This is a genomic window from Pseudomonas sp. R25(2017), assembly GCF_002112565.1.
GTDB classification, from domain to species: Bacteria; Pseudomonadota; Gammaproteobacteria; order Pseudomonadales; family Pseudomonadaceae; genus Aquipseudomonas; species Aquipseudomonas ekonensis.
In genome coordinates, this window is sequence record NZ_NEHZ01000019.1 from 73,192 (window position 1) to 89,897 (window position 16,706).

Here is a 16,706-nt window from a genome sequence, read left to right on the forward strand (position 1 = left end):
ACCCACCATGCAAACTCGTGACGACATTTTCAACACCCTGCGCGACGCCCTGGTCGAACTGTTCGAACTGGATCCGGCCCGCGTGAGCCTGGAGTCGAACCTGTACCAGGACCTGGAAATCGACAGCATCGACGCCGTCGACCTGATCGATCACATCAAGCGCCAGACCGGCAAGAAAATCGCCGCCGAGGAATTCAAGTCGGTGCGCACCGTCAGCGACGTGGTCGAGGCGGTCTACCGTCTGGTTCAGCCGGCCGCATGAGCCGACTGATCGGCCTCGGCCTGCTGCTGGCGGGTCTGCTGTACCCCTTTGCGGTGTATTTCGGCATGGAGCACTTTGCGCCGTGGCAGTTCGGGCTGCTGCTGGGCGGCCTGTGGCTGGCCCGGGCGCTGACCGGTCGGCGCAAGCCCGGCAGCCTGTGGATGGCCGCCACGGCCATCGGCTTCTGCCTGGTGCTGGCGGTGTTCGACAGCCCGCGCCTGCTGCGCTGGTATCCGGTGCTGATCAGCGGCTTCATGCTGGCGCTGTTCGGCCTGAGCCTGAAGTACGGCCCGCCGATGGCCGAGCGCCTGGCGCGCCTGCGTGAACCGCACCTGCCGCCCGCCGCGGTGCGCTACACCCGCCGGGTCACCGTGGCCTGGAGCGTGTTCTTCTTCTGCAACGGTTTGTGCGCCGCCCTCCTGACCCTGTGGGCGCCGCTGCATTGGTGGATGTTGTACACCGGCCTGATCTCCTACGGACTGATCGGCCTGATGTTTGCCATTGAATGGCTGATACGACAACGGGTAAGAGGCCGTACATGAACTGGACAAGACTTGAGCGACTGTTGCTCAAGGAACTGCCGGCCCGCGCAGTCGCCTGCGCACCGGCGCTGAACCACGCGCAACTGCGCCGGCAGGCCCTGAGCCTGGCCGCCGGCCTGCAGGCCCGGGGCGTGCGGCAGATCGCCGTGCACCTGGAGGACGCCGCCGAGCTGGCCGTGGCGCTGCTCGGCGCCTGGCGCGCAGGCGTCGGCGTGCTGCTGCCTGCGGACCTGCAGGCCCAGACCCGCCAGCGCTGGTCGGACGACGTCGACCTGTGGCTGACCGACCAGGCCGGCGACCCGCACCTGAACGATTTCGACCCTCCGCCCCTGGACGCCGCCGAGCTCGACCTCGACCGTTGCCGGCTGAGCCTGTGCACGTCCGGCTCCAGCGGCGAACCCAAGCGCATCGACAAGACCCTGCGCCAACTGGCCAACGAGGTCGAAGCCCTCGAACAGCTCTGGGGCGCGGATCTGGGCGACGCCTGCATCATCGGCAGCGTGGCCACCCAGCACATCTACGGCCTGCTGTTCCGCGTGCTGTGGCCGCTGTGCGCCGGGCGCCCGTTCGTGCGCCGGCAACTGCCGTTCCCCGAAGACCTGCAACGCGCCAGCCGCGAACACCCGTCCTTCGCCTGGGTCGCCAGCCCGGCCTTGCTCAAGCGCATGGGCGACAACCTCGACTGGCCGGCCCTGAGCGCCGTGCGCCGGGTATTTTCCTCCGGCGGCGCGCTGCCGCCGGACGCCGCGCAGGATCTGCACCGGCGCCTGGGGCAATGGCCGACGGAAATCCTCGGCAGCTCCGAGACCGGCGGCATCGCCTGGCGCCAGGGCGAACCGCTCTGGCAGCCCTTCCAGGGCGTCGAGCTGAGTCAGGACAACGACGGCGCCCTGCTGATCGCCTCGCCTTACTTGCCCGCCGGCCACATCGAACACACCGCCGACGCCGCCCGCATGGCGGCCGATGGCCGGTTCGAGCTGCTGGGCCGGCTGGACCGGATCGTGAAACTGGAGGAGAAGCGCATCTCCCTGCCGATGCTCGAACAGGCACTGACGGCCCACGACTGGGTCGCCGAGGCGCGACTGGGCGTGGTGCAGGAAAACCGCGCCTCCCTCGGCGCCTTGCTGGTGCTCAGCGAGCAGGGATTGCACACACTGCGCGAGCACGGCCGGCGCCACCTGACCGAAACCCTGCGCCGGCACCTGAGCCCGCACTGCGAAGCCCTGGCCCTGCCCCGGCGCTGGCGGTTGATGCGGCAATTGCCCCTGAACACCCAGGGCAAACTGCCCCAGGCCGATGTCGACGCATTGCTGCTGGCGCCCCGGCCGAAGGCGCCGGAGGTGCTGGAGCAACTCGAGAGCGACGGCGAATGGAGCCTGCAACTGGCGGTGCCGCCGGATCTGGCCCACTTCAGCGGGCACTTTCCCAAGGCGCCGGTGCTGCCCGGCGTGGTGCAGGTGGAATGGGCATTCAACCTCGCCCGGCACTGCATGAACCTCGGCGGAACGTTCGCCGGCATGGAAGTGCTCAAGTTCCAGCAACTGGTGCGCCCCGGCGACGAGATCCAGTTGCACCTGCGTTTCGATCCCGAGCGCGGCAAAGTGTATTTCGCCTACCGCAACGAAACCGCCACCTGCTCCAGCGGCCGGATCCTGCTGGGGGATCCCCGCCCTTCCCAAGCGGAGGGCCGGCATGCATAACCCCTGCGCGGTGATCCCCGTCTACAACCACGAAACCGCCGTCACCACGGTGGTTGACGCCCTGCTCGCCCAAGGCCTGCCGTGCATCCTGGTGGACGACGCCAGCCACCGCGCCTGCGCCCAGGTGCTCGACGCACTGGCCGGGCGCGAACGGGTTCACCTGGTGCGCCTGACCGCCAACCAGGGCAAGGGCGGCGCGGTGATGACCGGCCTGCGCGAAGCGGCGCGGCTGGGCTTCACCCACGCCTTGCAGGTGGACGCCGACGGCCAGCACGACCTGCAGGACGTCGCCCGCTTCATCGAAGCCTCCCGCGCGCTGCCCGGCGCGGTCATCTGCGGCTATCCGCTGTACGACGCCAGCGTGCCCAAGGGGCGCCTGTACGCGCGTTACCTGACCCACGCGATGGTGTGGATCAACACCTTGTCGCTCAAGATCCGCGATTCGATGTGCGGCTTTCGCGTGTACCCGCTGGAGCCGACGCTGGCGGTGATCGACTCGGCGCGGATCGGCAAGCGCATGGACTTCGATTCGGACATCCTCGTGCGCCTGGCGTGGCGCAACCGGCCGATGCACTGGCTGCAGACCCGCGTGCACTACCCGCTGGACGGCGTGTCGCACTTCCGGCTGTTCCACGACAACCTGCTGATCTCGGGCATGCACACCCGGCTGTTCTTCGGCATGCTCGTGCGGGCGCCGGCGATCCTCTGGCGACGGTGGCGGACATGAGCGCCGAGACCGAAGACAAGCACTGGGCCGACCGGCAGGAGCGCGGCAGCTTCCTGCTGATGAAATTCACCGCCTTCGCCGCACGGGTGCTGGGCCGGCGCCTGCTGAGCCCGCTGCTCTACGGCATCGTCCTGTACTTTTTCCTGTTCGGCCGCAGCGCCCGGCAGAGCGCCTGGCAATACCAGCGGCGCCTCGCCGACTGGAGCGGGCGCAACGACCTGCGCCCCGGCCTGTGGCGGGTGTTCAGCCAGTTCATGGCGTTCGCCGATGCGATGCTCGACAAGCTCGACGTGTGGCACGGCAAGATCGGCCTCGAACAGATCGAGATCGTCGACCCGGCGCTGCTGCGCCACCAGATGCGCGGCAAGCGCGGGCAACTGCTGGTGGGCTCGCACCTGGGCAACCTGGAGGTGTGCCGGGCGCTTGCGGAGATCGGCGAGAAGGTCACCATGAACGTGCTGGTGCACACCAAGCACGCCGAACAGTTCAACCGCCTGCTGGGCGAGGCCGGGGCCACCAACCTGCGGCTGATCCAGGTCAGCGAGCTGGATCCTGTGATCATGCTGCAGCTGCACGAACGCCTGGAGCGCGGCGAATGGCTGGCGATCGCCGGCGACCGCGTGCCGCTGCACGGCGGGCGCAGCGTGACCGTGGACTTCCTCGGCCATCCGGCCGCGTTCCCCCAGGGACCGTGGCTGCTGGCCGGGCTGCTCAAGTGCCCGGTCAATCTCCTGATGTGCCTGAAGCGGCCCGACGGCCGCTACCGCCTGACCCTCGAACCCTTCGCCGACAGCGTGGAATGGAAGCGCAGCGAACGCGAACAGGTCATTCATCAGTGGGCATCCCGCTATGCCCGGCGACTGAGTCACTATTGCCTCGAAGCACCGCTGCAATGGTTCAATTTCTACCCATTCTGGAAAACCGATGACCACGCCACCCCCTGAGCCGGTAACCTTCGGCGAACGCCCCTTGCGCATCGAAGACGTGCTGGCCCTGGCCGAACGCCGGGCGCCCGCGCAGTTGCAGAGCGACGCCGACTACCGTCGGCGCATCGCCAAGGGCGCGCAGTTCCTCGACTCGCTGCTGGACAAGGAAGGCGTGATCTACGGCGTGACCACCGGCTACGGCGACTCCTGCGTGGTCGCGGTGCCGCTGCACCACGTCGAGGCGCTGCCGCAGCACCTGTTCACCTTCCACGGCTGCGGGCTGGGCAAGCTGCTCGACGCCCAGGCCACCCGTGCGGTGCTGGCCGCGCGGCTGCAGTCGCTGTGCCACGGCGTGTCCGGGGTGCGGGTCGAACTGCTGGAGCGGCTGCAGGCATTCCTTGAGCACGACATCCTGCCGCTGATTCCGGAAGAGGGCTCGGTGGGCGCCAGCGGCGACCTGACGCCGCTGTCCTACGTCGCCGCGACCCTGTCCGGCGAGCGCGAAGTGATGTTCCGCGGCGAACGCCGCCAGGCCGCCGACGTGCACCGCGAACTGGGCTGGACGCCGCTGGTGCTGCGGCCCAAGGAGGCCCTGGCCCTGATGAACGGCACGGCCGTGATGACCGGCCTGGCGTGCCTGGCCTTCGCCCGCGCCGATTACCTGCTGCGGCTGGCCACCCGCATCACCGCGCTCAACGTGGTGGCGCTGCAAGGCAATCCGGAGCACTTCGACGAGCGCCTGTTCGCCGCCAAGCCGCATCCGGGGCAGATGCAGGTCGCCGCATGGCTGCGCCAGGATCTGGCCATCGACGCGCCGACCGCGCCGCTGCACCGCCTGCAGGACCGCTACTCCCTGCGCTGCGCGCCCCACGTGCTCGGCGTGCTGGCCGACAGCCTGGGCTGGCTGCGCGGGTTCATCGAGACCGAACTCAACAGCGCCAACGACAACCCGATCATCGACGCCGAGGCCGAACGCGTGCTGCACGGCGGGCACTTCTACGGCGGCCACATCGCGTTCGCCATGGACAGCCTGAAAAACCTTGTGGCCAACGTCGCCGACCTGCTCGACCGCCAGCTCGCCCTGCTGGTGGACGAGCGCTACAACCACGGCCTGCCAAGCAACCTGTCCGGCGCCGACGCCGAACGGGCGATGCTCAACCACGGTTTCAAGGCCGTGCAGATCGGCGCCAGCGCCTGGACCGCCGAAGCCTTGAAGAACACGATGCCGGCCAGCGTGTTCTCGCGCTCCACCGAATGCCACAACCAGGACAAGGTGAGCATGGGCACCATCGCCGCCCGGGATGCGATCCGCGTGCTGGAGCTGACCGAGCAGGTGGCCGCCGCCACGTTGCTCGCCGCCCAGCAGGGCGTGTGGCTGCGCAGCCGGGCCGAAGACGCGCGGCCGTTGCCGCCGGCGCTGGCCGCGATGCACGAAGCGCTCGCCGAGGACTTTGCCCCGGTGATCGAAGACCGCGCCCTGGAAGGCGAACTGCGCCTGTGCCTGCAACGCATCGGCGAACGCCGCTGGAGGCTGCATGCGTAGCGCCGGGGTGCTTCACGCCGATGCGGAAGTGGTCGTGCCGTTCTTCGACGTCGATTCCATGCACGTGGTCTGGCACGGCCATTACGTCAAATACCTGGAAGTGGCGCGCTGCGCGCTGCTGGACAAGATCGGCCACAACTACAGTCAGATGTCCGACTCGGGCTACGCCTGGCCGGTGATCGACCTGCAGTTGCGTTACGTGCGCGGCGCGGTGTTCGGCCAGCGACTGAACGTGCGCGCCAGCCTGGTGGAATGGGAAAACCGGCTGAAGATCCATTACCTGATCACCGACGCCGTCACCGGCGAGCGCCTGACCCGCGCAAGCTCGGTGCAGGTGGCGGTGGAGATCGGCAGCCGCGAGATGCAACTGGCGTCACCGAAAGTCTTCACCCAAGCCGTGGAAAGGATGCTGCGATGACCGTTCTCTGCAAATGGCTCGGCGCTTTGGCGTTGCTGGCCGTGACGACGCTGGCCAATGCCTTCGACCTGGAGCAGCTGCGCGATCAGCTGGCCAAGCCTGACGTGATCCATGGCCGGTTCATCCAGGAAAAGCACCTGCGCGCGCTGCCCAAGCCGCTGATCAGCCAGGGCCGTTTCGTCCTGGCCAAAGACCACGGCCTGCTCTGGCTGCTGAAGACCCCGCTGCAGCAGGACTACCGCATCACCGCCCAGGGCATCGCCCGGCGCGATGCCGGCGGCTGGCAGATGCTGCCGGACAAGAGCGCCGGCGCCGAACAGAACCGACTGTTCCTCGCCGTGCTGCAAGGCGACAGCAGCGGCCTGCAGCGGGATTTCGAACTGGCCCTGAGCGGCGACGCCGGTCAGTGGAAACTGACCCTGACCCCGCGTTCGGTGCTGCTCAAGCAGGTGTTCGACCGGATCGACATCGGCGGCGGCGCCTTGGTGCAGACCATCGAACTGCAGGAAACCCAGGGCGACAGCACCGTGCTGCGCATGCAGGACAGCACCGCCGGCCAACCGCTGAGCGACGCGGAGCGCCATGACTTTGCCCCGTGAACGCCGGCTGCCATGGCTGTTCCTGATCCTGCTGCTGGCGGTCGTCGCCCTGGGCGCCTGGCAATGGCGCAACGGCGCGCCGCTGTCGGCCAACCTGATGGAGCTGGTGCCGGGCACCCACCCCGACGCGCTGGAGCTTAAGGCCGAACAGCGCATGCAGGAGCCGCTCAACCGCGAGATCCTGGTGCTGGTGGGCCACGCCGACCGCCGGCAAGCCGTCGCCATGGCCCAGGCCCTGGGCGAGCGCTGGCAGGCCAGCGGTCTGTTCGACAAGGTGCAGTGGAACCTTCAGGCGAACCTGCCGGCCCTGCGCACGCAACTGCTGCAAGGGCGGCTGGCGATGCTGTCGGCGGATGACCGGCAACTGCTGACCGAGCACCCGGATGCGTTCATCCAGCAACGGGTACAGGCGCTGTTCGACCCCTTCGCCGGTTTCAGCCTGGTGCCCAGCCAGGACGACTGGCTGGGCCTGACCGGGCGCATCCAGAACAGCCAGCCCAAGCACGGCACCGTGCAGCTGGACATCGGCAGCGGCGCGCTGGTCGCCGAGGCCGACGGCAAGCAGTGGGTGCTGCTGCGCGCCCGCAGCACCGGCAACGCGTTCGACATGAACCTGCCGCCGCAGGTCGCCGCATTGCTGCAGCACAGCCGCGAACAGGCGGCGACGGCGGACGTGCAACTGCTGGCCGCCAGCGGCCTGCTGTACGCCGCCAGCGGCCAGCGGCAAGCCACGCAGGAGATGACCTGGGTCGGCGGCGGCGCCACCCTCGGCATCCTGTTGCTGCTGCTGTTCGCCTTCCGCCGCTGGCGGGTGCTGCTGGCGTTCGTTCCGGTGCTGGCGGGCATGTTGTTCGGCGCGGTCGCCTGCGTGGCGCTGTTCGGCCACCTGCATGTGATGACCCTGGTGCTCGGTTCCAGCCTGATCGGCGTGGCGGTGGACTACCCGCTGCATTACCTGTCCAAGGGCTGGAGCCTCAAGCCCTGGCGCAGCTGGCCGGCCCTGCGCCTGACCCTGCCGGGGCTGACCCTGAGCCTGGTGACCAGCGCCATCGGCTACCTGGCCCTGGCCTGGACGCCGTTCCCGGCCCTGACCCAGATCGCCGTGTTCTCCGCCGCCGGGCTGCTCGGCGCGTACCTGTCGGCGGTGTGCCTGCTGCCGGCGCTGCTGGACAACGTCGAGCTGCGGCCGGCGCAATGGCCGCTGCGCCTGGCCGAACGACTGGTGACCCTGCGCGAACGTCTGCTGGCGCACGCCAAGACTCCCGTCCTGTTGGCGCTGCTGATCGCCTTCTGCACCGCAGGCCTGCTGCAGCTGGACACCCGCAACGACATCCGCCAGTGGATCGGCGCACCGAAACGACTGACCGACGAAGCCCAGGCCATCGCCCGCATCACCGGCTTCCAGCCCACCAGCCAGTTCTTCCTGGTGCGCGCCGCCAACCAGCAGGAACTGCTGGAGCGGCAAGCGGCGTTGAGCGAACGCCTGCAGCAACTGGTCAACCTCGACAAGCTGCAAGGCTATCTGGCCCTCGACCAGTTGCTCGGCCCGCCGGACCAACAGCAGCAGGTGCGCGAAGCCCTGGGCAAGCTGCCGCAGTTCTGGCAGCCGCTGATCGACCTCGGCGTGCCGCCCGAAGCGCTGCACGCCGAACTGGCCCGGTTGCAGGCCCTGCCCGCCGAGGACATCGACACCGCCCTGGCAGGCCCGCTCGGCGAGCCGTACCGCACCTTGTGGCTGGGCCCCACCGAAGACGGCGGCGTGGCGGCGATGACCAGCCTGCAAGGCCTGAACAACCCGGCGCTGCTGCGGGTGCAGGCGCGGGACTTGCCGGGGGTGGTGTTGGTGGACCGCCTCGGCGAGCTGAACGAGGTGTTCGCCGCCACCCAGATCAGCGCCGCCGAACTGAAGCTGGCCTCCTGCGTGCTGATCGTGCTGGTGCTGATCCTGCCGTTCGGCCTCGGCGGCGCGCTGCGCATCGTGTCCCTGCCGCTGCTGGCGGCGCTGTGCAGCCTGGCCAGTCTCGGCTGGCTGGGCCAGCCTTTGACCCTGTTCAGCCTGTTCGGCCTGTTGCTGGTGACGGCGATCAGTGTCGATTACGCGATCCTCATGCGCGAACAGGTCGGCGGCGCCGCCGTCAGCCTGCTCGGCACCCTGCTGGCGGCGGCCACGACCTGGCTGTCGTTCGGCCTGCTGGCGGTGTCGAGCACCCCGGCGGTGAGCAACTTCGGCCTGTCGGTGAGCCTGGGGCTGGCGTTCAGCTTCCTGCTCGCCCCCTGGGCCGGCCGTCATGCCCATGAGACCGTCGCCGCGGAGCCGGCAGCATGACGGTCGCCGCGTTCTGGCTGATGGCCTTGGCGCTGTTCGCCGGGGCGACCCGTGCCGGCCGGTGCCTGGGCCTGATCCCGATCGTCAGCCAGTTGCTGCTGGCCAGTTTCGTCCTGCCGGGGCTGATGTATTTCTGGATCGAACCGCAGTGGCACCTGAGCGGTGCGCAACTGATCGCGCCGGACTGGCTGAAACACCTCTACAGCCTGAGTTTCGCCCTGCTGCTGGGGCACATCCTCAGCGACGTGATCGACCTGCGCCTGGACCGCCAGAGCGTGAAGATCGCCGCGCCGAGCTTTGCCGTGCCGTTCGCCTGCGGCCTGGCGACCGCGCACTGGCTGCTGCCGGCGCAACCGTGGATCAGCTCGCTGGCCATCGGCCTGGTGTTCGCCATCACCGCGATCCCGGTGCTGTACCTGTACCTGCGCCACATCGGTTACCCGCCGGCCGCCACCCGGCGCCTGGTGCAGACCGCCATCCTGATCGACCTGGCCTGCTGGACGCTGTTCGGCCTGGCCCAGGGCAGCCTGCACCTGAGCAGCCTGCTGCTGCCGCTCGGGCTGGCCTGCGTGCCGTTGCTGCTGCGCCTGTTGCGCGTGCGTCGGCCGCTGTCCTACAGCCTCGCTTTCTTCGGCCTGCTGGTGACGGCCGAACACTTCAAGCTCAATGCGCTGATCTTCGGCATCGGCTACCTGCTGTGCATGGCGGCGCTCAAGGTACCGCTGGTGCTGCCGCTGCCGGCACGCTGGATGAACCGCCTGCAGACCTGGATCGCCATTCCGCTGATCCTCACCTTCGGCATCGTCCAGATCGACGTGCACAGCGCCCTCGCCAGCCTCGGAGCCGCGCAATGGGCGGCGCTGCTGCTGTTACCGGTCGCCAGCAAACTGCTGGGCAACTGGCTCGGCCTCGGCTGGGCCGGCGCCTCGTTCCCGGGCGCCAGCCGCTGGCGCGAAAGCGTGCTGCTGAACATCCGCGGCCTGAGCGAAATCGTCTTTCTCAACCTGCTGCTTCAACAAGGCCTGATCAGCCCGGCGCTGTACTTCGCGCTGATGCTGATGGGGCTGTTCGCAACGCTGATGCCGGCCCTCATCGGCCTGCACCGCGCGTCGCCGAACCCTACCGCCGCCCCGGCCAGGAGCTCACGTGCCGACCGTTGAAATGGAATCCCGCCAGGTGGCCATGATCGGCGCCGGCCCGTCCGGCGCCATCGCCGCCGCGCTGCTCAAGCGCCAGGGGCACGATGTGCTGGTGATCGAGCGCCAACACTTCCCGCGTTTCTCCATCGGCGAGAGCCTGCTGTGCCATTGCCTGGACTTCGTCGAGGAAGCCGGCATGCTCGATGCCGTCAACGCCGCCGGGTTCCAGCGCAAGACCGGCGCCGCGTTCGCCTGGGGCGAGCGTTACAGCGCCTTTGACTTCAGCGACACCTTCACCGCCGGCAAACCGACCACCTTCCAGGTGCAGCGCGCCGCTTTCGACAAGCTGCTGGCGGATCAGGCCGCCCTGCAAGGGGTGGAGATCCGCTACGGCGAAACCATCGCCGGCGTCGACTTCGACCGTCCGCGGCCGCAACTGACCGTGCAGCGGGAGGACGGCGGCGAGTACCGCGTCGAAGCGGATTTCGTGCTCGACGCCAGCGGTTACGGCCGGGTGCTTGCGCGCTTGCTGGACCTGGAGGCGCCGTCGGACTTCCCGCTGCGCCAGGCGGTGTTCACCCACGTCGAAGACCGCATCGCCCACCCGGGCTTCGACCGCGAGAAGATCCTCGTCACCGTCCACCCGCAGCAGCGGGACGTCTGGTTCTGGACCATTCCGTTCAGCGACGGCCGCTGCTCGGTGGGCGTGGTGGCCGGTGCCGAACACTTCCAGGGGCACGAGGGCGACCTCGACGCCTGCCTGCGCGGCTTCATCGCACAAACGCCGAGCCTGGCCGGCGTGCTGGCGCATGCCGTGTGGGACACCCCGGCGCGTTCCCTCGGCGGCTACGCGGCCAACGTCAAGGCCCTGCACGGCCCGGGCTTCGCGCTGCTGGGCAACGCGGCGGAATTCCTCGACCCGGTGTTTTCCTCCGGGGTGACCATCGCAATGCGCTCGGCGAGCATGGCCGCCGGCCTGCTGCACCGCCAGCTGCAGGGCGAAACGGTCGATTGGCACAGCGAATTCGCCGTCCCCCTCAAACGCGGCGTCGACACGTTCCGCGCCTACGTCGAAGGCTGGTATGCCGGCACCTTCCAGGACGTGATCTTCCATGAGCACGCCTCCCCCGACATCCGCCGGATGATCTGCTCGATCCTCGCCGGCTACGCCTGGGACGGGCGCAACCCGTTCGTCAGCGAAGCGCGCCGCCGGCTGAAAACGATTTCCGAACTCTGCGCAAAGGACGCCCCATGAACTACTTGAGCGACAGCTACGTCGAGGAGACCCGTTTCGGCTTCTGGTTCCTGCGCAGCCACACCTGGCAGCACCATGTGCTGCGCGTGGCGATCAATGACCTGCGCGGTCTGTTCGACGGGCCGCTGCCGGAGCGCCCGGTGCTGCTGGACGCCGGCTGCGGCCAAGGCAAGTCCTTCCGTCACCTGCACCAGACCTTCGCGCCGAAGTACCTGATCGGCCTCGACGCCGACCCCCATAGCCTCGCCCTGAGCGCCGAGGAAGCCGCCAGCCTGGACCTGGACGTCGAGCTGATCGGCAGCGACTGCGCCAGCCTCAAGGTGGCCGACAACAGCGTCGACCTGCTGTTCTGCCACCAGACCTTCCATCACCTGGTGGAACAGGAAAAGGCCCTCGCCGAGTTCTACCGGGTGCTCAAGCCCGGCGGCCACCTGCTGTTCGCCGAGTCCACCGAGGCCTACATTGATACATGGGTGATCCGCTGGCTGTTCCGCCACCCGATGCAGGTGCAGAAGAGCGCGGCGCAGTACCTGGAGATGATCCGCGGGCAGGGCTTCGAGTTCACCGGGCGCAACGTCTCGTACCCGTACCTGTGGTGGAGCCGGGCGAAGGATTTCGGCCTGCTCGAACGCTTCGGCCTGCGCCGGCCCAAACCGTTCGGCCAGCGTGAGGAAACCCTGGTCAACGTCGTCGCCCGCAAACCGCTGGAGGTCGCCGACTGATGCTGTGCGTACCGTATGGGCGCGGGCTCGCCCGCGAAGGCCGTGTGCCGGCCGCCCCCGTTGCCGGGCTTTGGCGCGCCGTGTCCGCGCTGCTGCGCCTGTTCGCGCTCGCGGGCCTGGCCTTGCTGGGCGCCTGCGCCAGCCAGGCGCCGCTGCCGGCGGCCGACCCGACGCTGCCTTTGCCGCTGCAACTGCACATCGAGCGGCAACTGGCCGGCCAGCGCCAGGACTGGCTGCTGGTGATCCAGCGCGAAGGCGGCGGGATCCGCTGGTCGATGATGGATCCCTTGGGCATTCCCCAGGCCCGCCAGCGGCTGGTCGACGGACGCTGGCAGGCCGACGGCCTGCTGCCGCCCAACCCGGAAGCCCGGGAACTGTTCGCCGCGCTGCTGTTCGCCCTGACCCCGTCCGCCGAACTGACGCACAATTACCCCGCCGCGCAACAGGGCGGCGGGCATCGTTCCCTGCCGGCGCGCTGGGACATCCGTTACGCACAACCGTTGAGCTTCGAATTGAATCTGCCCCAAGGCCCGCACTACCGCGTGTCCCCGCTCGGTGAACCGACGCCATGACCACCTACCTCAATGCCCTCGGAGTGATCTGCGCCCTGGGCCGCGACAAGCCTGAAGTCGCCCGCAACCTGTTCGCCGGCGACTGCTCGGGCATGCGCCGCGAGGCCGGCTGGGTGCCGGAGCGCGAGCTGCCGGTGGCGGGCGTCCACGGCGACCTGCCCCCCGTTCCGCCGGCGCTGGCGGCGCACGGCAGCCGCAACAACCGGCTGCTGCTCGAAGCCGCCCTGCAGATCCGCGACGACATCGATCAGGCGATCCGCACCTACGGCCCCGACCGCGTCGGCGTGGTGCTCGGCACCAGCACCTCGGGCATCGACGAAGCCAGCCAGGGCCTGGCCCGCTACCTCCGCGAGCAGCGCTTCCCGGCCGACTACGACTACCGGCAACAGGAACTGGGCGCTCCGGCGAACTTCCTGGTCGACTGGCTGCAACTGAGCGGCCCGGCCTATGTGATTTCCACCGCCTGCACCTCCAGCGCCCGCGCGCTGATGAGCGCCCGCCGCCTGCTCGATCTGGGCGTGTGCGACGCGGTGCTGTGCGGCGGCGTCGACAGTCTGTGCAAGCTGACGATCAACGGCTTCACGGCGCTGGAAGCGGTATCGGACGAACGCTGCAATCCGTTCTCGGCCAACCGCGACGGCATCAACATCGGCGAGGCGGCGGTGCTGTTCGTGATGAGCCGCGAACGCGGCGCAGGTCCTGCGATCGCGTTGCTGGGCGATGGCGCCAGTTCCGATGCGCATCACATCTCCGCACCGGAGCCCTCCGGCCGCGGCGCGCTGCAAGCGATGCAGAAGGCCTTGGCCCGCGCCGGCCTGCAAGCCTCGCAGATCGGCTACCTGAACCTGCACGGCACGGCGACCCAGCACAACGACGCCATGGAAAGCCTGGCCGTCGCCGGCCTGTTTCCGGACGGCGTGCCGTGCTCCTCGACCAAGCCGATGACCGGCCACACCCTTGGCGCCGCCGGGGCCCTGGAGGCCGCGTTCTGCTGGCTGAGCCTGGCGGCCGAGAACCGCGAAGGGCGCCTGCCGCCACACATCTGGGACGGTCAGGCGGATCCGGCGTTGCCGGCCCTGCGCTGGGTGACCGCGCACGACCGCCTGTCGTCCATTGCACCCCGCTACCTGATGAGCAACTCGTTTGCCTTCGGCGGCAACAACGTCAGCCTGATTATCGGAGACGCACCATGAACGACTGGCCGCTCGCCGAACTGCTGCCCCACGCCGGCGACATGATCCTGATCGACCGGATCCTAGGCTTCGACGACGAGCAGATCCGCACCTGCCTCACGGTCCGCCCCGACGGCCTGTTCAGCCTGCCCGACGGCAGCCTGCCGGCATGGGTCGGCCTCGAACTGATGGCGCAGAGCGTCGCCGCCTTCGCCGGCTGCCACGCCCGGCAAAAGGGCAACCCGGTGGAGCTGGGCTTCCTGCTCGGCACCCGTCGCTTCGAGTGCAATGTCGAGGCGTTCCCGGCCGGCAGCGAGCTGACCGTCCACGGCATCCGCTCGCTGGAGGACGACAACGGCATGGGCGTGTTCGAATGCCACATCGATGCCCCCGGCATCCACGCCAGCGCCCGGCTCAACGTGTTCCGCCCGCCGCGGCCGGCCGCTTACCTCGATCAAACAACCTCTGGACAGAAAAGGGAGTCGAACGATGACTGAATCCGTACTGGTCACCGGCTCCAGCCGTGGCATCGGCCGCGCCATCGCCTTGCGCCTGGCCCGCGCAGGCCATGACATCGTCTTGCATTGCCGCAGCGGCATGGCCGAGGCGCAGGCCGTGAAGGCCGAGATCGAAGCGATGGGCCGCAACGCCCGGATCCTGCAGTTCGACGTGGCCGACCGCGAGGCCTGCAAGGCCGTGCTGGAAGCCGACGTCGAAGTCCACGGCGCCTGCTACGGCGTGGTGCTCAACGCCGGCCTGACCCGTGACGGCGCCTTTCCGGCCCTGGGCGAGGACGACTGGGACGTGGTGCTGCGCACCAACCTCGACGGTTTCTACAATGTCCTGCACCCGCTGACGATGCCGATGATCCGCCGCCGCGCCGCCGGTCGGATCGTCTGCATCACCTCGGTGTCGGGGCTGATCGGCAACCGCGGCCAGGTCAACTACAGCGCCTCCAAGGCCGGCGTGATCGGCGCGGCAAAGGCGTTGGCGATCGAGCTGGCCAAGCGCAAAATCACAGTGAACTGCGTCGCGCCGGGCCTGATCGACACGGCGATGCTCGACGAGAACGTGCCGGTGGAGGAACTGATGAAAATGATCCCGGCGCAACGCATGGGCACCCCGGAAGAGGTGGCCGGCGCGGTGAATTTCCTGATGTCGGCGGAAGCGTCGTACATCACCCGCCAGGTGCTGGCGGTCAACGGAGGCCTGTGCTGATGAAACGCGTCGTCGTCACCGGCATGGCCGGCATCACCTCGCTTGGCAGCGACTGGGATACCATCGCCGGCAACTTCGCCGCCAACCGCAGCGGCATCCGCCGGATGGACGAATGGGACCGGTTCAGCGAACTCAACACGCGCCTGGCCGGCCCCATCGATGACTTTTCCGTGCCCGCGCACTGGACGCGCAAGCAACTGCGCAGCATGGGCCGGGTTTCGCGCCTCGCCGTCGGCGCCGCCGAACAGGCGCTGGCCGACGCCGGGCTGCTCGGCGACGACTCGATCCGGGACGGCCGCATGGGCGTGGCCTGCGGTTCGTCCACCGGCAGCACCGACGAGATCAAGGCGTTCGGCAACATGCTGCTCAACTCGGTGGCCGAAGGCCTGAACGCCAACTCCTACGTGCGGATGATGCCGCACACCACGGCGGCCAACATCAGCATCTTCTTCGGCCTCACCGGGCGCCTGATCCCGACGTCCAGCGCCTGCACCAGCGGCAGCCAAGGCATCGGCTACGCCTACGAGGCGATCAAGTTCGGCCGTCTGCCGATGATGCTCGCCGGCGGCGCCGAAGAGCTGTGCCCGACCGAAGCCATGGTGTTCGACGCCCTGTACGCCACCAGCCTGAAGAACGACGCCCCGCACACCTCCCCGCGCCCCTACGACAAGGGCCGCGACGGCCTGGTGATCGGCGAAGGCGCCGGAATGCTGGTGCTGGAGGAGCTGGAGCACGCCCTGGCCCGCGGCGCGCGGATCCACGCCGAGATCGTCGGCTTCGGCAGCAACGCCGACGGCCAGCACACCACCCGTCCCGAGCTGGTCACCATGCGCCGGGCCATGGAACTGGCGCTGGAGGACGCCGGCCTTGCGCCGGACGCCATCGGCTACGTGAACGGCCACGGCACCGCCACCGAACAGGGCGACATCGCCGAGACCCTGGCCACCAGCGGCCTGTTCGGTGAACGCATGCCGATCAGCTCGCAGAAGAGCTTCCTGGGCCACACCCTGGGGGCCTGCGGGGCGCTGGAGTCGTGGTTCAGCATCGAAATGCTCAACCGCGACCTGTACGTGCACACGCTCAACCTCGACGAGATCGATCCGCTGTGCGGCAAGCTCGACTACCTGCGCGGCGAATTCCGGCAGATGAGCCATGACTACGTGATGAACAACAACTTCGCCTTCGGTGGCGTCAACACGTCGTTGATCTTCCGGCGTTGGCGCTGAAAGGCGATCTGATGAAGGTGCAGTGGCGCCGGAAATGACAAAGGGCGCCTTGCGGCGCCCTTTCACAGGCAGGTCGGCGTGTCATGGCCCATCACCTGCCTGGCTCTGCGATAGCTGCTTGCACAGGATCCTCAGAGTCTCACAAGCCCCTTGCGGGAACATCGACAGTATTGGCCGACAAGCGATATCGGGCAACGGCTGGCATTTGGCCCCTAACCATCAGAAGACGGCCATGAGACTCGTTTTAATGAAGGGCTGATTCTGGGCAAGACCGAAGACTTTCCCAACGACAGTTCCGTTACGCGAGATGTATAGCGGCAACCTCAATACCGAATCCCTTCGCCAGCACCATCTACACT

The 16,706-nt window shown here is 68.5% G+C and carries 17 protein-coding genes; all 17 read left to right on the plus strand.

The genetic code is table 11. From position 1 onward, the window contains the following. Positions 1-7 precede the first annotated feature (7 nt). The 17 genes from CAG31_RS22605 to CAG31_RS22685 all read left to right on the plus strand — a co-directional run bounded on the left by CAG31_RS22605 (position 8) and on the right by CAG31_RS22685 (position 16,347). Positions 8-262, plus strand: a complete 255-nt coding sequence (locus CAG31_RS22605) for an acyl carrier protein (RefSeq protein WP_007947135.1) — start codon at positions 8-10, stop codon at positions 260-262. Further along, positions 259-804: a hypothetical protein gene (locus tag CAG31_RS22610; RefSeq protein ID WP_085585369.1), complete on the plus strand. Its 546-nt coding sequence runs from the start codon at positions 259-261 to the stop codon at positions 802-804. The genes CAG31_RS22605 and CAG31_RS22610 overlap by 4 nt, the downstream gene beginning before the upstream one ends. Next, positions 801-2,504, plus strand: coding sequence for an acyl-CoA synthetase family protein (locus tag CAG31_RS22615; RefSeq protein ID WP_085585371.1), 1,704 nt, complete (start codon positions 801-803; stop codon positions 2,502-2,504). Before CAG31_RS22610 ends, CAG31_RS22615 begins: the two co-directional genes overlap by 4 nt. Beyond that, on the plus strand, positions 2,497-3,231 hold the full coding sequence (locus tag CAG31_RS22620) for a glycosyltransferase family 2 protein (RefSeq protein ID WP_085585373.1): 735 nt from the start codon (positions 2,497-2,499) through the stop codon (positions 3,229-3,231). Before CAG31_RS22615 ends, CAG31_RS22620 begins: the two co-directional genes overlap by 8 nt. Beyond that, positions 3,228-4,175 carry a glycosyl transferase gene (locus CAG31_RS22625; protein ID WP_085585375.1) on the plus strand — a complete coding sequence of 316 codons (948 nt, stop codon included), beginning with the start codon at positions 3,228-3,230 and terminating at the stop codon, positions 4,173-4,175. The genes CAG31_RS22620 and CAG31_RS22625 overlap by 4 nt, the downstream gene beginning before the upstream one ends. Then, on the plus strand, positions 4,156-5,700 hold the full coding sequence (gene hutH, locus CAG31_RS22630; protein ID WP_085585377.1) for a histidine ammonia-lyase: 1,545 nt from the start codon (positions 4,156-4,158) through the stop codon (positions 5,698-5,700). Before CAG31_RS22625 ends, hutH begins: the two co-directional genes overlap by 20 nt. Continuing rightward, complete coding sequence (locus tag CAG31_RS22635) at positions 5,693-6,118, plus strand: thioesterase family protein (RefSeq protein WP_085585379.1); 426 nt, start codon at positions 5,693-5,695, stop codon at positions 6,116-6,118. The genes hutH and CAG31_RS22635 overlap by 8 nt, the downstream gene beginning before the upstream one ends. After that, a complete protein-coding gene (locus tag CAG31_RS22640) occupies positions 6,115-6,717 on the plus strand; it encodes an outer membrane lipoprotein carrier protein LolA (RefSeq protein ID WP_085585382.1) in 603 nt (200 codons plus the stop codon). Before CAG31_RS22635 ends, CAG31_RS22640 begins: the two co-directional genes overlap by 4 nt. Beyond that, on the plus strand, positions 6,701-9,043 hold the full coding sequence (locus CAG31_RS22645; protein ID WP_085585384.1) for an MMPL family transporter: 2,343 nt from the start codon (positions 6,701-6,703) through the stop codon (positions 9,041-9,043). Before CAG31_RS22640 ends, CAG31_RS22645 begins: the two co-directional genes overlap by 17 nt. After that, positions 9,040-10,203, plus strand: a complete 1,164-nt coding sequence (locus CAG31_RS22650; RefSeq protein WP_085585386.1) for a sodium:proton antiporter — start codon at positions 9,040-9,042, stop codon at positions 10,201-10,203. Before CAG31_RS22645 ends, CAG31_RS22650 begins: the two co-directional genes overlap by 4 nt. Further along, entirely contained in the window at positions 10,190-11,437 is a 1,248-nt protein-coding gene (locus tag CAG31_RS22655) for an NAD(P)/FAD-dependent oxidoreductase (RefSeq protein ID WP_085585388.1), read from the plus strand. Before CAG31_RS22650 ends, CAG31_RS22655 begins: the two co-directional genes overlap by 14 nt. Further along, a complete protein-coding gene (locus CAG31_RS22660; protein WP_085585390.1) occupies positions 11,434-12,159 on the plus strand; it encodes a class I SAM-dependent methyltransferase in 726 nt (241 codons plus the stop codon). Before CAG31_RS22655 ends, CAG31_RS22660 begins: the two co-directional genes overlap by 4 nt. Positions 12,160-12,248: 89 nt before the next feature. Continuing rightward, positions 12,249-12,731: a hypothetical protein gene (locus CAG31_RS22665; RefSeq protein ID WP_085585501.1), complete on the plus strand. Its 483-nt coding sequence runs from the start codon at positions 12,249-12,251 to the stop codon at positions 12,729-12,731. Continuing rightward, entirely contained in the window at positions 12,728-13,924 is a 1,197-nt protein-coding gene (locus CAG31_RS22670) for a beta-ketoacyl-[acyl-carrier-protein] synthase family protein (RefSeq protein WP_085585392.1), read from the plus strand. Before CAG31_RS22665 ends, CAG31_RS22670 begins: the two co-directional genes overlap by 4 nt. Continuing rightward, positions 13,921-14,400: a hotdog family protein gene (locus tag CAG31_RS22675; RefSeq protein ID WP_085585394.1), complete on the plus strand. Its 480-nt coding sequence runs from the start codon at positions 13,921-13,923 to the stop codon at positions 14,398-14,400. Before CAG31_RS22670 ends, CAG31_RS22675 begins: the two co-directional genes overlap by 4 nt. Continuing rightward, positions 14,393-15,121, plus strand: coding sequence for a 3-oxoacyl-ACP reductase FabG (fabG, locus tag CAG31_RS22680; RefSeq protein ID WP_085585396.1), 729 nt, complete (start codon positions 14,393-14,395; stop codon positions 15,119-15,121). The genes CAG31_RS22675 and fabG overlap by 8 nt, the downstream gene beginning before the upstream one ends. Beyond that, positions 15,121-16,347, plus strand: coding sequence for a beta-ketoacyl-ACP synthase (locus CAG31_RS22685; RefSeq protein ID WP_085585397.1), 1,227 nt, complete (start codon positions 15,121-15,123; stop codon positions 16,345-16,347). Before fabG ends, CAG31_RS22685 begins: the two co-directional genes overlap by 1 nt. Positions 16,348-16,706: the final 359 nt, after the last annotated feature.

Bases quoted from the DNA above. Each gene is read 5' to 3' on its own strand.
- CAG31_RS22635 (WP_085585379.1), top strand. From the start codon at position 5,693: ATGCGTAGCGCCGGGGTGCTTCACGCCGATGCGGAAGTGGTCGTGCCG.
- CAG31_RS22605 (WP_007947135.1), top strand. From the start codon at position 8: ATGCAAACTCGTGACGACATTTTCAACACCCTGCGCGACGCCCTGGTC.
- CAG31_RS22660 (WP_085585390.1), top strand. From the start codon at position 11,434: ATGAACTACTTGAGCGACAGCTACGTCGAGGAGACCCGTTTCGGCTTC.
- CAG31_RS22675 (WP_085585394.1), top strand. From the start codon at position 13,921: ATGAACGACTGGCCGCTCGCCGAACTGCTGCCCCACGCCGGCGACATG.
- CAG31_RS22685 (WP_085585397.1), top strand. From the start codon at position 15,121: ATGAAACGCGTCGTCGTCACCGGCATGGCCGGCATCACCTCGCTTGGC.
- CAG31_RS22645 (WP_085585384.1), top strand. From the start codon at position 6,701: ATGACTTTGCCCCGTGAACGCCGGCTGCCATGGCTGTTCCTGATCCTG.
- fabG (WP_085585396.1), top strand. From the start codon at position 14,393: ATGACTGAATCCGTACTGGTCACCGGCTCCAGCCGTGGCATCGGCCGC.
- CAG31_RS22650 (WP_085585386.1), top strand. From the start codon at position 9,040: ATGACGGTCGCCGCGTTCTGGCTGATGGCCTTGGCGCTGTTCGCCGGG.
- hutH (WP_085585377.1), top strand. From the start codon at position 4,156: ATGACCACGCCACCCCCTGAGCCGGTAACCTTCGGCGAACGCCCCTTG.
- CAG31_RS22620 (WP_085585373.1), top strand. From the start codon at position 2,497: ATGCATAACCCCTGCGCGGTGATCCCCGTCTACAACCACGAAACCGCC.
- CAG31_RS22625 (WP_085585375.1), top strand. From the start codon at position 3,228: ATGAGCGCCGAGACCGAAGACAAGCACTGGGCCGACCGGCAGGAGCGC.
- CAG31_RS22615 (WP_085585371.1), top strand. From the start codon at position 801: ATGAACTGGACAAGACTTGAGCGACTGTTGCTCAAGGAACTGCCGGCC.
- CAG31_RS22640 (WP_085585382.1), top strand. From the start codon at position 6,115: ATGACCGTTCTCTGCAAATGGCTCGGCGCTTTGGCGTTGCTGGCCGTG.
- CAG31_RS22670 (WP_085585392.1), top strand. From the start codon at position 12,728: ATGACCACCTACCTCAATGCCCTCGGAGTGATCTGCGCCCTGGGCCGC.
- CAG31_RS22610 (WP_085585369.1), top strand. From the start codon at position 259: ATGAGCCGACTGATCGGCCTCGGCCTGCTGCTGGCGGGTCTGCTGTAC.